The sequence below is a fragment of the Ruegeria atlantica genome, assembly GCF_013033965.1.
Classification (GTDB): domain Bacteria; phylum Pseudomonadota; class Alphaproteobacteria; order Rhodobacterales; family Rhodobacteraceae; genus Ruegeria; species Ruegeria atlantica_D.
Map to the genome: position 1 here is coordinate 352,920 of NZ_WQFE01000002.1, position 13,432 is coordinate 366,351.

Consider the following 13,432-nt stretch of genomic DNA (forward strand, 5'->3'; position numbering starts at 1 on the left):
ATATTGTGTGATCTTTTCACAGTTTAGTGAAAAGAAAGGGATGGTTGAACGAGGTTAACTTGGTGAATGGTTCTCGAGTACGATTTTGACATCGTTGTTAACGAGCAAGAGATAGATGACGCGGGTCCAGAACAGTTGGACCAGCCTGTCGCGCGCGCTCGATTCCGTCACGTGAAAACAGCTGACGCGCTTCGGGCGACGTCACCGAAGATTCGCAAGATTTTTCAGGAAGCCGGATTCGATCTGGATTCAACCGACAGCAAAATTTCGCATGGGTACTACTCGTCAAGGTACGTGGACCACCGCGAACGCATTCTGCACGCACTTTTTGCAAATATTCGTGAAATGGGACTCGAGGGCGAATACTGCGGCGAATTCGATTTCCATCGCTTTTTGGATGACGTCAGAACGGCCAAGCCGCGCAACGATCAACGCCCAAAAGTCGAGAATTGGACGCCAAACCCACGCTACAAATCCCCCGCCACGCCCGAGCGTCGCACATTGCCGGGTCGAATTGGCGTCGCATTGGGATTGGCGGTGATTTTGTTTGCAGTGCTCAGGTATCTTGCCGAAAAAGGCGCTACGCCTTAGATCAGCGCGACGCCGGCTTCACGCATCGCGTCCTTGGCCGCAGCCAATGATCCATCCAGATCAATCGCCCGGCACGCGTCCATGCGAACGGTGACGTCAAACCCCAAACGGGCCGCGTCAACAGCCGAGAAGTGCACGCAGAAATCAGTGGCCAGCCCAACGATGGTCAGTTTTGAGATGCCACGTGATTTCAGGTAGCCTTCCAACCCGGTTGGCGTCTTTTGATCGTTCTCGAAAAATGCGGAATAGCTATCGATGCCGCGTCGAAAGCCTTTGCGAATGACAAGATCGGCGTGGGTATTCAGTTCCGGGTGGAAATCGGCACCTGCGGTGCCCTGAACGCAATGGTCCGGCCACAGGACCTGCGGTCCGTAATGCATGTCGGTCATATCATAGGGGGCCTTGCCGTCATGTTCACTTGCAAAAGACGAATGCCCAACCGGGTGCCAATCCTGCGTCAGGATCACGGCGTCGAACTTTGGTATCATGGCATTGATTTGCGCCACGATCTCGTCGCCTCCGGGCACGGCCAGCGCGCCGCCGGGGCAGAAATCGTTCTGAACATCGATTACGATCAGGGCATGGGTCATCGGGGGCCTCCTTGCTTTGATCTATCGGTAGGGCGCTGAACAGGGGGCGTCAATCCGGTCCCTTGCGACTCGTGCCCAGCAGGTTTAGACCGCGCGCATGTATACGATCGCTGCCCTTTATCACTTCACCCGGTTTTCGGATCACGTGGCCCTGCGCGACCCGCTTCTGGATTTATGCCGCGCGCAATCGGTCAAAGGCACTTTGTTGCTGGCTGCCGAAGGGATCAACGGAACCATTGCCGGTCCGCGTGCTGGGATTGATGCGGTTCTGGCCCACATCAAGGCTTTGCCCGGATGTGCGGATCTGGATTGGAAAGAGGCCACATCCGACCACCCTCCTTTTGGCAAAATGAAGGTGCGTTTGAAGAAAGAGATCGTGACCATGGGGCAGCCGGACGTCGATCCGCGCGCCCGCGTCGGCAACTATGTCGAGCCCAAAGACTGGAACGATCTGATCCGATCTGACGATGTGGTCGTGATCGACACACGCAACGACTACGAAGTGGCGATTGGCACGTTTGAAGGCGCGTTAGACCCTGAAACCGCCAGCTTCCGTGAGTTCCCGGCCTGGTGGGAAGAAAACAAAGACCGCTTCCACAACAAGCGGGTCGCCATGTTCTGCACCGGCGGTATCCGCTGCGAGAAGTCCACCAATTACCTGCTGGGGCAGGGGGTAGAGGATGTTTACCACCTGAAGGGTGGCATCCTGCGTTATCTGGAAGAAATGCCCGCCGACGACAGTAGCTGGCAGGGTGAGTGCTTTGTATTCGACAACCGCGTTTCGGTCGGCCATGGGCTAGTCGAAGGACCGCACAAGCTGTGTCACGGTTGCCGCCGCCCGATCCTGCCCGAAGATATGAAGCGCCCGGAATACGAGCACGGTGTGTCTTGCCATCGGTGCATTAATGAGACTTCGGACGCGGACAAAACGCGATTCCGTGAACGTCAGAAGCAAATCCTGCTGTCGCGCCAGCGTGGGCAAGAGCATCTGGGTGCCGAATAAACGGATTTACAATTCCGGTTGCGAGCCTGTACCTAAAACCGGATGATCCGGGACAATTCAGCGTATCGGAGGCGCAATGTCCCGCAAACCCACAACTCTGGCAGAATGGAAATCAACCCTGCTGGCCGCCGCCGGGATGGTTCTGGCGAGCTTCCTAGCCTGGTTCGGCCTGTCGCGCCTGAGCGAAGCCACCGCTGGCGACACAATCGGCAGCATCGCATCGGTGGTCCTGTTTGTGTGGATCGTTTCTCAATCCTGGTTCTACATGACGCAGGTAAAGTCGCCGCGCAGACTGTTGTTCCTGATGGGAGTGTCCTTCATCCAGGTGGTGCCCTTCCTTTTTGCCGCTGTTTACGGGGCGTTCGGTTATATGGACAATTGTGTCCTCGGTGCGCAGGGGCCAGGTGATATCCTGTATTTCTCTTACGTTACCTTTACGACGGTCGGGTACGGCGACATGTCCCCGACAGGATTGTGCCGCGGGCTGGCTGTGTCCGAGGCTGTAACCGGCTATGTTTTGCTTGGAATGTTCGTCGCGGCAGCAGTTTCGCTCTATGCACGAAATCATCAGGGTTAGACCCAAATATTGGGCTACTTGTTGTGATCGATCCACAAGGACATCGCGTGTTTGTCCCGGAAGCACTCTGACGGAATCGGGCGACGTTTGCTGCGCGAGATCCTCTCGGCAAAGGCAACCTGCTTGCCGGTAGGATAGTTCGCAAAGGGCGACGGGTCGGCTGGCTTGTGCGCCGAAATCCAGGCGGACATAGACCTGCGGTCCCGTTGCGCCTCGACCGGGATTTCCAGGGCCGACTGCTGCGCAAGCGCTCGGGCGTATCGCATTTGCCGGTCAGTGACGGGCAACAGATGATAGTCGTTCGATGGGCCATCCATGGCCGAGTTGCGGGCTTGATAAGACATCGGAATGTTCCTCTGACTATGTAGAACATAAATGGAACATTAAGCTTTTTATTCAAGAGGGGGCCGATTCACATCAGCGGGAGTCCGCCGTGATCTACTTTTATTGACTGATCAATCAATAAAATATAAATGCGAATGAAAGCACTTCTGAAAGGGAAAGCGGCATGAAATTCCAGCCCAAGGCGAGCCATTTTATCAACGGCGAATATGTCGAAGATACCAACGGCACCCCCATTGACGTCGTTTACCCTGCTACCGGCGAAATCATCGCGCGGCTGCATTCTGCAACGCCTGATATCGTGAATAAGGCTCTAACAAGCGCCAAAAATGCGCAGACAGAGTGGGCAGCGCTAACCGGAACCGAGCGTGGCCGTATCCTGCGCCGAGCGTCTGACATCATGCGCGAACGTAACCGCGCGCTTTCGATCCTTGAAACGCATGACACCGGCAAACCCTTGCAGGAAACTCTCGTGGCGGACGCCACGTCGGGCGCAGACGCGCTGGAATACTTCGGCGGGTTGGCCGCTTCACTGACCGGCGAGCATATTCCGCTGGGTGGTGGTGACTTTGTTTACACCATTCGCGAGGCGCTGGGCGTTTGCGTCGGCATCGGTGCCTGGAACTATCCAACCCAGATCGCCTGCTGGAAAGGCGCTCCGGCGTTGGCTTGTGGCAATACGATGGTTTTCAAACCCTCGGAAACCACGCCACTGTCGGCACTGCAGGTGGCCGAGATCCTGATTGAAGCTGGCGCGCCCAAGGGCGTCTACAACGTGGTCCAGGGCTATGGCGACGTTGGGGCGTCTTTGGTGACCGATCCGCGTGTAGCCAAGGTGTCGCTGACTGGCTCTGTGCCGACCGGTCGCAAGGTCTATGCCGCAGCCGCTGACGGAATGAAGCATGTGACCATGGAATTGGGCGGGAAATCCCCGATGATCGTGTTTGATGATGCGGATATCGAAAATGCCGTATCCGGCGCGATTCTGGGCAACTTCTATTCCTCGGGTCAGGTCTGCTCTAATGGCACCCGCGTGTTTGTGCAAAAGGGCATCAAAGAGGCGTTCCTGAATCGCCTGTCCGAGCGTCTGGCCACCGCCAAAATCGGTGACCCGCTGGATGAGGACGTGAATTTCGGCCCTATGGTCAGCGAAAACCAGATGAACATCGCGCTGAGTTATGTCGAAAAGGGCAAGGCGGAAGGCGCGCGTCTGGTCTATGGCGGTGAGCGGATCGAAGGCGACGGTTTCTACATGCAGCCCACCGTTTTTGCGGATGTGACCGACGATATGGCCATCGCGCGTGAGGAAATCTTTGGCCCGGTCATGTCTGTGCTGGACTTTGACACCGAAGAAGAGGTCCTGGCCCGTGCAAACGACACCGAATTCGGACTGGCCGCCGGCGTGTTCACCAAAGACCTGACCCGCGCGCACCGCATCGTGGCCGGGTTCGAGGCCGGCACCTGCTATATAAACACCTATAACCTGGCTCCGGTCGAGGCCCCGTTTGGTGGGTCTAAAATGTCGGGTGTCGGGCGCGAAAACTCGAAACTGGCGATCAATCACTTCAGTGAAATGAAGACGGTCTACGTTTCGATGAACGACGTCGAAGCGCCTTACTGATCAAAACCGGCCATTCAAGCTCTGTTCCCGACATTTCGCGTCGGGAACAGAGCATAAGCCACATACGACATGTGGCTGACTTCCTCCAAAGGGTGCCGTTTTCGGTTCCGTCGGTGGGAGATCAAGTTCATGAAAACGCATGCACAGGCCGTAGTCATCGGCGGAGGATTGGCTGGCTGTTCAATCCTGTACCATCTGGCCAAGCTTGGTTGGCGGGACGTAGTCCTGCTGGAACGCGATGAACTGACCAGCGGATCAACCTGGCATGCGGCGGCCAATATCCATGGGTTGCATGACAACAACAATATCACCCGCATCCAGCATTACACCATGAACCTGTACAAAGAGCTGGAGCAGGAAACAGGCCAAAGCTGTGGTGTTTTTCAGCCCGGGTCGCTGTATCTGGCCCAGACCGAAGACCGCGAATACCAACTGCGTCTGCAAGAGGCCAAAGCCCGGTTCTATGGGTTGAACTTCTACGAAGTCAGCCGCGAACAGGCGATGGAGCTGCACCCGCTGGCGCAGTTCGAAGATATCCGCTGCATCATGTACGAACCCGACGGTGGAAACGTTGACCCTTCGGGTGTACCGCATGCCTACGCCGCCGGCGCGCGGGCCATGGGCGCTACGATTGAGCGGTTCTGCCCCGTGTTAGGGACTGATCAACAACCCGATGGGTCATGGATCGTGCGCACGGAAAAGGGGGATATTCATACCCAATGGGTGGTGAATGCCGCCGGCCTCTGGGGGCGCGAAGTTGCGGCGCTGGCCGGGCTGACCCTGCCTTTGCAACCAACCGAGCATCAGTATTTCGTAACCGAATCCATTGATGAGGTCGCCAACCTCGGTCGCCGGTTGCCTTCGATCGCCGACAGGGATGGCGAGTACTACTTCCGACAGGAAGGCAACGGGTTGCTGATCGGCGCCTATGAGAAGGACATGAAGTTTTGGGCCGAAGACGGCACGCCGCTGGATTTTGCCCATGACCTGTTCCCCGATGACTTGGATCGGATCATGGAGAACGTGATCCGTGCCACCGAACGTGTGCCGGTTGCCGCCACAGCCGGGGTCAAACGAGTGATCAACGGCCCGATGATCTGGTCTCCGGACAGTTCGGCCCTGTGGGGTCCGGTGCCAGAGCTGAAGAACTATTTCCTTTGCGGTGGACTGATCCCCGGCTTCTCACAATCAGGCGGTCTGGGCCTGCTGGCAGCGCAGTGGATGATCGAAGGTGAGCCGCAATACGACATGTTCGCCTGGGACCTGGCCCGGTTCGGCGACTGGGCGGACAAGAAGTTCACCAAGGCGCGGGTCGAGGACCAGTATACCCACCGGTTCGCCATCCATTTCCCCAATGAAGAACGCAGCGCAGGTCGTCCGGCCCGTGTGCGCCCGGCGTACCAGATGCAAAAGGATATGGGCTGCGTCTTCGGACTGAACTGCGGCTGGGAACACCCGCTATGGTTTGCCGATCAGACCGGCACGAAAGAGACGATCGGCTTCACCCGCCAGAACTGGTGGGAACCGGTAGGCCGTGAGGTGAAGATGCTGCGCGAAAGCGTCGGCGTGATCGACATCTCGAACTTCGCCAATTACGTCATCAAAGGGCCGGGTGCCTACGACTGGCTGGATCGGCTTGTGGCGAACCGGGTGCCGACCGCGGTTGGACGCTCCTGCCTGACACCGCTGATCTCTGTGCGCGGAGGTGTGGCTGGCGATTTTACCATCACCAAGGTAGCCGAGGACGAATACATGATGATCGGCTCGGGCATGGCCGAGCGCTATCATCAGCGGTTCTTCAACATGATCGACCTGCCCCAAGGCACCACGTTTGAGGTGGCGACGGATCGTATCGCGGGCTTTAACGTTGCGGGCCCCAAATCGCGCGATCTGCTACAGCGGCTGACAAACGCGAACCTGTCGAACGATGCATTCCGCTTTATGCGCTCGCAAACCATCGATGTCGCAGGCGTCACCTGCCTTGCCATCCGCGTCAGCTTTACTGGCGATCTGGGGTGGGAGCTACACTGTGCGGAAGATGATCAAATCAGGCTCTATACAGCGCTTTTGGATGCAGCACGCGAATTGGGTGGCGGGCCTGTGGGTGGCCGCGCACTTGGGTCGCTGCGCATTGAAAAAGGCTATGGGTCCTGGGGCCGAGAGTATTCGCAAGAGTATTGGCCGCAAGAGGTCGGTCTGGAGGGCTTGATCAAGCTCGACAAGGAGTTCCTGCACAAGGACGCCTATCTGAAGATCAAGGACAACGCCGCGCGCGAGGTTCTGTCGATTTTCGAGGTCGAAGTCTCGGATGCCGACGCGTCAGGTGGGGAACCTATCTTCACCCTAAGCGGCATACCGGTCGGGCGGGTGACGTCCGGTGCCTACGGGTATTCGGTCGGCAAATCCCTAGCGATCGGCTACGCAAATCCGGAGGTCGCGCAGCCCGGAGATACCGTAGAAATCTTTATCCTCGGCAAACCGCACAAAGCCAGAATTCTGGTCGAACCGCCCTTTGATCCATCGGGGCACCGGCTGCGCGATGTCCAACCCAAGGTGATAGAGGCGGCCAAATGACTGGCACACTTGACCGGGTCACAGATTTCGCGCTGAACCTTTCGGCGCAAGACATGCCTGACAGCGCGAAAGAGGCCGCCGCCCTGATGATGTTGGATACAATGGGTGTCCTGATCGCGTCCGGCCCGATGGAGGCTGGCGTGATCGCCCGCGATACGGCTGCGCTGCTCTACTCCAGTTCCGATGCGGCGTTCAGCGTTCCGATGATGTTTGACGGCCGCCTCGTCAGCATGGCAGGCGCGGCCTATGCGGCGGCCACACAAACCGACAACCTGGATGGGCATGATGGTTACAACCCGACCAAAGGGCATATCGGTGTTGTCGTTCTGCCCGCGTTGCTTTCACTTGGAAAGCACTGCCCAGACCTGTCCGGCCCCGAAGCTCTGGCTGCTGTCATCACTGGGTATGAAATCGCGGGGCGTGCGGGTCTGTCACTGCATGCGTCGGCCAGCGATTATCACACGTCAGGTGCGTGGAACGCTCTGGGTGTGGTGGCCATAGCCGCACGCATGCGTGGGCACACGCCAGAGCAATTTCGGCAGGCATTGGGAATCGCGGAATACCACGGACCCAGAAGCCAGATGATGCGCGAGATTGCGAATCCGACGATGTTGCACGACGGATCGGGTTGGGGCGCGATGGTTGGCATATCATCCGCGATACTGGCCGAACGTGGTTTCACGGGCGCCCCGGCCATCACAATCGAAGACGGCGGCGTTGCCTCGTTCTGGACTGATCTGGGCCGGTTCTGGCAGGTTGAGCACCAATACGTGAAGCCTTATCCGATTTGTCGCTGGGCACATGCGGCCATTGATGGTGTTCGGGCTGTGATGATGGCGAATGACCTGACCTACGACCAGATCGAGACCATTCATATCAACAGTTTTAACGAAGCGGCCTGCCTGTATAGCGGGATGCCCGAATCCACGTCTCAGGCACAGTATTCATTGCCTTTTGCTGTGGCCGCTCAGGCGGTTCATGGTCGGATCGGGGTTGAACAAATCTCGGGTGCGGGATTATCTGATGCGGTGGTGGCCGAGATGTTGCCGCGTATTCACGTTCTGGAAGATCAGCGTCACAGCGTACGCTTCCCACAGGGGCGGTGGGCCGATGTCACCCTTAAATTGACCGACGGGCGTGTGTTGCAGTCCGGTGACATTAACGCGCGTGGCGGGCCAGAGGCGCCGCTCAGCACGGCTGAGGTGATCGCCAAGTACACAGAATTAGCCGCGCCTGTTGTTGGCTCGGATCGCGCGGACCGGATCTGCGCGGCCATATTGGGTTGGGTCGAACCCACATCCAAAATGTCGGACCTGCTGCCTTTCGTCATTGACCCGTGAATAAGGCCAGTTCAACTGGTGAAGACGACGCGTCACGGATACCCGATGAGCTGCGATCCGCGAAACAGGTGGCGGCGGCATGATCCGCTATTGGTCCACCTTCGCAAGCAATTCCCGAATGTGCTGCCGTGTATCCGCACTGTCATCCAACAAGCCTTTTGCATCGGCCAGTGGTTTGTCTGGCGCGCGGGTTGGAGGCACAGACAGGCGTTGCGATGTTCGCTGAACCGCGAGAAACTTTGTGTCGCGTTCGGGGTCGGCCAGGTCCGGGCGATCAGCCAACCAAAAGAACCGATCAGCTTTCTCGTTTTCACCCATGGAGCGCAGTATTTCACCGGCTGCCAAATAATCATCCGCCATTTGCATCGCCTTCCCGCGCAAAACCTGCGCCGCGTCTGATGAATCCTCGCCAAGCTCCAGCATCGCTTGATGCGGTCGGCGCTGCAGCAGAGCGACGCGCGCGCGTAACCGTGCCCTCTCCGCGCGTCTGGCCTTGTCCTGCGGCCGACTGGCCAGTTCCAGCGCAGCGTCCGCAAAACCAAGGGTGACCAACCGTTCGGCCAGAGCCACGATCGTGTCCGTAAAAAGCGCCCGTTTCTGATCGGGCGTCAGGGTCACGACCCGTCTAAGAAATGTCGCATCATCGGCGCGTTCGGTCAGGATCAGAGCGGCGCGATTCAACGTCTGGGCGGTTTCGCCCTTTGTATTCGGGGCATTCAGCAGATCCATCGACGTGTCGAATTCATTACTTAATGCCAAGGCGACGATCTGAGTTTGCAGCATGCGCGGTCCGATTTCGGACCGGCGAAACTCCACCACGTACGAGGCCGCAAGATCAAGTTCTTGCGGCGACATAGCCCCACGTTCCAACCAACGCTTGTCAACCAGTCGCGCAAGAGCAAGCGGTGCCTCCAGCTCTGCGCCCGACGCGGCGATAACCTCATTCAACAGGGCTTCTGTCTTTGGGCTATCGCCCTCGGCGGTCGCGACCGAAGCTTTGGCTTGGGATGTATCGGCGCTGTCCTCAGTTTCTACGCGGTCGACTGCGCGCAACACGCGCCTTGCCGGTTCCAGTTTGTCAGCATCCGTCAGAATTTCCGCCAATGTCGGTCCGACGTGGCGACGCAGGTGGTCCGGCAAGCGCACGAATGACTGTTCGATCGACTGCAATTGGGCCTCTTCCTGCAGCTCACCTTCGATCAAAAGCGCCCAAAGCGCTGCATCGCTTTCGCACCGCTGAAGATCGAAAAACGGGTTCGTTTGGGATGGCTGTGCGTCATCCAGATACCGGGCTATGGCGGAGACGCGATCTGTGTTCGGCGAAGGCTGTCCAAGCAGTTCAAGCGCCCGAAGCGCCTCTGCACCGAACCCGGAATAGGCGTATAGCTGAGCCAATTTCAGTGCCTTTTCTTCGTCGACATGATCGAATTCCTTGAACAAGGTCGCTCGCAACGAAGCCACCTGTTCCGGAAAGGGGGCTGTCCCGGCCCAATGATCAAACCCCAGTTCAGCGCTTGAAATACAGGGTGGACGTTGTTCGAGCTGTGGCAGGGATGGCCCCAAAAGCTCATTCAATCCGTCCAGAACTGATGTCACGTGAATGTTTGCATTCAGATCTGAAGGAATAAAGGGGCTTTGCCTGGGAACTGATGGCCTTGGCCCCACAGGCGCAAGTTTCAAATCAACGACTTCCCGGTCGGCTCCGCGTAGCAGCAGGGCCGACAGCTGTTCCTCGTAGCGCTGGGCGTTCAGACTGAGAAAAGGCAACTCGAGACCCGGCGGAATTTGCGTGGCCAACAGGTCTTTTTCCTCCCGCTTTTTGGGCAAAACCAGTGGCGGTAAATCGGCGCTGATAGGGGGAGGCGCCGAGGCAAGTGCAATATCCACCACGATCATCTTGCCCTTGTACAAAAAGGCGGAGGCAGCACAGTCGCAACCAAATTGCATATCAAGTGCGGCACCCGGCTGTACTTGTGAGATCTCGGCCAGACGGTTTTGCGTCAGGCGTCGAAATACAGCAGTCGTGTCGAATTGCACCTTTTCCAGTTCGACCTTCAGACGCGCACCATTTTTTTTGTGCGACAGGGACCACTTAGTACCCTGTGGAACCTGAATGACCACACGAGTGTACCCGTCATGTTCGCCCGATCGCACCGTCAGGTCCTGTGCCTGAACTTGCGTTGTCGCAGAGGTCAGGGCCAAAGCAAGGAAAATCGACCGGATCATGCCGCTGCCTGCTTGAGTTCCTTCAGCGCGTCTTCCAGCTCTGAAAACCCCGGCCGATTATGTGTTGGTGTGTTCTGACGACCGACTTCGATACACATCGCTGCATTGTGGTTGTGTAGGTTGGCAACCAGAACCTCTTTGATCAGCTGATAGAAATGGTTGTCCTCTTCGACCACGGCTTTCAGCTTGCCGGCGAACGGACCCACAAGGCCATACGCCAGAAACACGCCGAGGAACGTCCCGACCAAAGCGCCGCCGATCAGTTTGCCCAGCACTTCGGGCGGTTGGTCAATCGATCCCATCGTCTTGATCACGCCCAGAACCGCGGCCACGATCCCAAGCGCGGGTAGGCCGTCGGCCACTGTTTGCAGCGCATGGCTGGAATGCATGGCGTGATGGAAATTCGCCTCCATCCGCTTTTCCAGAACCTCTTCGACCTGATGTGGATCGTCATAATTCAGGGACGCCGCCCGCATCGTGTCACAAATCAGATCGACAGCTTCCTTGTCGGCCTGGATCTTCGGATAGGCCGAGAACAAGGACGAATTCTCGGGGTCTTCGATATGCTGTTCCACTTCGACCGGGTTAGCCTTGGCGATGCGGATCAGAGAAAACAAAAGGCACAGCAGATCGCGGTAGTCTTCAGGCTTCCATTTGGGGCCTTTGAACACCTTGCCCATATCCTTGACCGTGTGTTTGACACCACTCATGTCGTTGCTGATCAGAAACGCGCCCACTGCAGCACCGCCGATCATCATCATCTCGAACGGGAGTGACTTCATAATGATCGTCATCTTGCCGCCTGCGGCAAGATAACCGCCAAACACCATGGCGAAAATGACGACGATTCCGATGATTCCGATCATGAGCGATCTCCTGCAGTGTCAGATGCGGGGGTAAAGGGCATGAGCGTCATTCCTGTGGAGCTGCGGCATTGCGACCGGCCATGATAACGCTGATCGTATAGGCGGCTTCGGGGCTGAGACCGGCCAGAACACCTGCTGCTGCTTCAGGCGGCATCCGCGACAGAAAGCCAGCCGCAAAGCCGGGATCCATGGTTTCGAACAAGGCCGCCGCGTCCTTGGGCTTCATGCTCTGGTACACATCCGTCAGGCGTGTCAGATCGGTCTCGGCGGCTTTTTCGGCAAAGGCCAGCGTTTGTCGCAACGAGTCTTCAGCTTCCTGCAATGCTGCCAATCGCGTCTCAATCGCCTGGTTCGCGATGTTCAGCGCCTTTTCTTTGTCCACCACAGCGGCCTCTCGTTTATTGAGCGCCTCTTCGCGACGGAGCAATTCAGTCAACAGCTCTTGCGTACCAGGCCGTTTGGGTTGGCTCTGCATGGCCTCCGGTGCTACTGGATCAGACCCTTTGGCAAGCGCGGGCCCGGCCTCGAACCCCACTCTAATCGCGGCGGAACCGATCAAAAGCATCGCTATCACCGCAAGAACGCCGCGTTTGGGACGGCTTTCTGCTCGTTTCCGCCTCATGTCGTGGCCTCGCTCCGGCTGTGGCGCAGGAACATCAATCCGCCCGGGCGTTTGACTTGTTGCTCCCTGGGTTGGTCGTCTTCACCTTCGGTTTCGGTGCTGGCGTGGTCCACTTTTTTAGGAATAACCGGTTCAGGATCAGGCGCAGAGGGCTTGGCTGCATCTTCCTCTTCCGGCACGACGTCATGCATCGAAGCCATCATCAATTCGAGCCGCTGTGCGATTGTTTCGGCGCGTTCGGTCAATTCCTTAAGCGCGACGCCAGACTGATCCGAGGCGTCCCGCGCAGTGTCCAGCGACTTTTTCAATTCTTCCGCTTGCGATGACAGCACGCTCACGGCGCCACCGACGCCCTTTTCCAGGTCAGTAAAGCGTTTCAACCGCCGGGACAGAACGAAACAATAAAGACCCGCACCCAAGGCGCCGGCGACCAGCAAAATATCTGCAATCAGCTCCAACTTCGCCTCCTAGTTCAGTACGAATTCCATGATGAGAACGTCACGCACGCGACCTTCGCCGACAACGATCTCGATACGCCGCAACAGGTGTCCGCGGATGCGTATGAGCGCGAGCGAATCCTCAAGATCGGACACTTCGATCGCACGCAGATACCCGTTCAACACATCCATGATTCGCGGTTTCATCTTTTCAACATCCGCCATGTACGATGCGTTCACTTCGAGCTGGGCGTGAAACTTCAGATGGCGCGAATCGCTGGTGTTTACCGAGACGACAACCGGGGTAAGGTCAACGAATCCGACCTTTGGCAGCGCTTTGGCAGGCTTGTTTTTCTCAGTTTCTTCGGGATTTTGCACAGCGGTCTTTCCGCCAATCGGCAACAAACCCGACGTGGTCAGAAAATATCCGCCAGCCGCACCGGCTATGGCTAGAATCGCCCCTATTATCATTCCCTTTTTCCCAGATTTTTCCGAGACTTCTGCCTGTTCTGCAAGCGCGTCGGTCATGACGTCCTCATTCCTACAATCTGCAAATGTCATAACCCGACAGGGACTAACCGATTGTTAAGGGCAATCGTCCAAACAAGGGACGCGCCGCACAGAATGTCGGTGAGACGGAGGT

Annotated in this window: 13 protein-coding genes; 6 read left to right on the forward strand and 7 right to left on the reverse strand. The window is 57.5% G+C overall.

From position 1 onward, the window contains the following. Positions 1-66: 66 nt before the first annotated feature. Positions 67-591: a hypothetical protein gene (locus GOW16_RS05615; protein ID WP_170411545.1), complete on the forward strand. Its 525-nt coding sequence runs from the start codon at positions 67-69 to the stop codon at positions 589-591. Here the strand turns inward: GOW16_RS05615 and pncA are convergent. Continuing rightward, positions 588-1,181, reverse strand: coding sequence for a bifunctional nicotinamidase/pyrazinamidase (pncA, locus tag GOW16_RS05620; RefSeq protein ID WP_170411548.1), 594 nt, complete (start codon positions 1,179-1,181; stop codon positions 588-590). The genes GOW16_RS05615 and pncA overlap by 4 nt on opposite strands. Positions 1,182-1,278: 97 nt before the next feature. Between pncA and trhO the strand changes: the two genes are divergently transcribed. Together trhO and GOW16_RS05630 are read left to right on the forward strand one after the other, a co-directional pair. Then, on the forward strand, positions 1,279-2,184 hold the full coding sequence (trhO, locus tag GOW16_RS05625; protein WP_170411551.1) for an oxygen-dependent tRNA uridine(34) hydroxylase TrhO: 906 nt from the start codon (positions 1,279-1,281) through the stop codon (positions 2,182-2,184). Positions 2,185-2,260: 76 nt separating this feature from the next. Next, positions 2,261-2,761, forward strand: a complete 501-nt coding sequence (locus GOW16_RS05630; RefSeq protein ID WP_170411554.1) for a potassium channel family protein — start codon at positions 2,261-2,263, stop codon at positions 2,759-2,761. Between the two features lie 14 nt (positions 2,762-2,775). Here the strand turns inward: GOW16_RS05630 and GOW16_RS05635 are convergent, their stop codons facing one another. Then, positions 2,776-3,105, reverse strand: a complete 330-nt coding sequence (locus tag GOW16_RS05635) for a hypothetical protein (RefSeq protein ID WP_170411558.1) — start codon at positions 3,103-3,105, stop codon at positions 2,776-2,778. A gap of 164 nt (positions 3,106-3,269) precedes the next feature. On the opposite strand from GOW16_RS05635, the gene betB reads away from it, so the two are divergent. The 3 genes from betB to GOW16_RS05650 all read left to right on the forward strand — a co-directional run bounded on the left by betB (position 3,270) and on the right by GOW16_RS05650 (position 8,638). Then, complete coding sequence (gene betB, locus GOW16_RS05640) at positions 3,270-4,724, forward strand: betaine-aldehyde dehydrogenase (protein WP_170411561.1); 1,455 nt, start codon at positions 3,270-3,272, stop codon at positions 4,722-4,724. Between the two features lie 129 nt (positions 4,725-4,853). Then, positions 4,854-7,298: a GcvT family protein gene (locus GOW16_RS05645; protein ID WP_170411564.1), complete on the forward strand. Its 2,445-nt coding sequence runs from the start codon at positions 4,854-4,856 to the stop codon at positions 7,296-7,298. Further along, on the forward strand, positions 7,295-8,638 hold the full coding sequence (locus tag GOW16_RS05650; RefSeq protein ID WP_170411567.1) for an MmgE/PrpD family protein: 1,344 nt from the start codon (positions 7,295-7,297) through the stop codon (positions 8,636-8,638). The genes GOW16_RS05645 and GOW16_RS05650 overlap by 4 nt, the downstream gene beginning before the upstream one ends. Positions 8,639-8,725: 87 nt before the next feature. Here the strand turns inward: GOW16_RS05650 and GOW16_RS05655 are convergent, their stop codons facing one another. Genes GOW16_RS05655 through GOW16_RS05675 form a run of 5 tightly spaced genes read right to left on the reverse strand, consistent with a single transcriptional unit; the run spans position 8,726 to position 13,317 of the window. Continuing rightward, positions 8,726-10,864: a hypothetical protein gene (locus GOW16_RS05655; protein WP_170411569.1), complete on the reverse strand. Its 2,139-nt coding sequence runs from the start codon at positions 10,862-10,864 to the stop codon at positions 8,726-8,728. Next, a complete protein-coding gene (gene motA, locus GOW16_RS05660) occupies positions 10,861-11,730 on the reverse strand; it encodes a flagellar motor stator protein MotA (protein ID WP_170411572.1) in 870 nt (289 codons plus the stop codon). Before motA ends, GOW16_RS05655 begins: the two co-directional genes overlap by 4 nt. Positions 11,731-11,776: 46 nt before the next feature. Further along, positions 11,777-12,352: a MotE family protein gene (locus tag GOW16_RS05665; protein ID WP_170411575.1), complete on the reverse strand. Its 576-nt coding sequence runs from the start codon at positions 12,350-12,352 to the stop codon at positions 11,777-11,779. Beyond that, positions 12,349-12,810: a hypothetical protein gene (locus GOW16_RS05670; protein ID WP_170411578.1), complete on the reverse strand. Its 462-nt coding sequence runs from the start codon at positions 12,808-12,810 to the stop codon at positions 12,349-12,351. Before GOW16_RS05670 ends, GOW16_RS05665 begins: the two co-directional genes overlap by 4 nt. Positions 12,811-12,819: 9 nt before the next feature. Further along, on the reverse strand, positions 12,820-13,317 hold the full coding sequence (locus GOW16_RS05675; RefSeq protein ID WP_254429693.1) for a flagellar basal body-associated FliL family protein: 498 nt from the start codon (positions 13,315-13,317) through the stop codon (positions 12,820-12,822). Between the last annotated feature and the right edge of the window lie 115 nt (positions 13,318-13,432).

Bases quoted from the DNA above. Each gene is read 5' to 3' on its own strand.
- GOW16_RS05675 (WP_254429693.1), bottom strand. From the start codon at position 13,317: ATGACCGACGCGCTTGCAGAACAGGCAGAAGTCTCGGAAAAATCTGGG.
- betB (WP_170411561.1), top strand. From the start codon at position 3,270: ATGAAATTCCAGCCCAAGGCGAGCCATTTTATCAACGGCGAATATGTC.
- trhO (WP_170411551.1), top strand. From the start codon at position 1,279: ATGTATACGATCGCTGCCCTTTATCACTTCACCCGGTTTTCGGATCAC.
- pncA (WP_170411548.1), bottom strand. From the start codon at position 1,181: ATGACCCATGCCCTGATCGTAATCGATGTTCAGAACGATTTCTGCCCC.
- GOW16_RS05635 (WP_170411558.1), bottom strand. From the start codon at position 3,105: ATGTCTTATCAAGCCCGCAACTCGGCCATGGATGGCCCATCGAACGAC.
- GOW16_RS05655 (WP_170411569.1), bottom strand. From the start codon at position 10,864: ATGATCCGGTCGATTTTCCTTGCTTTGGCCCTGACCTCTGCGACAACG.
- GOW16_RS05645 (WP_170411564.1), top strand. From the start codon at position 4,854: ATGAAAACGCATGCACAGGCCGTAGTCATCGGCGGAGGATTGGCTGGC.
- GOW16_RS05630 (WP_170411554.1), top strand. From the start codon at position 2,261: ATGTCCCGCAAACCCACAACTCTGGCAGAATGGAAATCAACCCTGCTG.
- GOW16_RS05650 (WP_170411567.1), top strand. From the start codon at position 7,295: ATGACTGGCACACTTGACCGGGTCACAGATTTCGCGCTGAACCTTTCG.
- motA (WP_170411572.1), bottom strand. From the start codon at position 11,730: ATGATCGGAATCATCGGAATCGTCGTCATTTTCGCCATGGTGTTTGGC.
- GOW16_RS05665 (WP_170411575.1), bottom strand. From the start codon at position 12,352: ATGAGGCGGAAACGAGCAGAAAGCCGTCCCAAACGCGGCGTTCTTGCG.
- GOW16_RS05615 (WP_170411545.1), top strand. From the start codon at position 67: ATGGTTCTCGAGTACGATTTTGACATCGTTGTTAACGAGCAAGAGATA.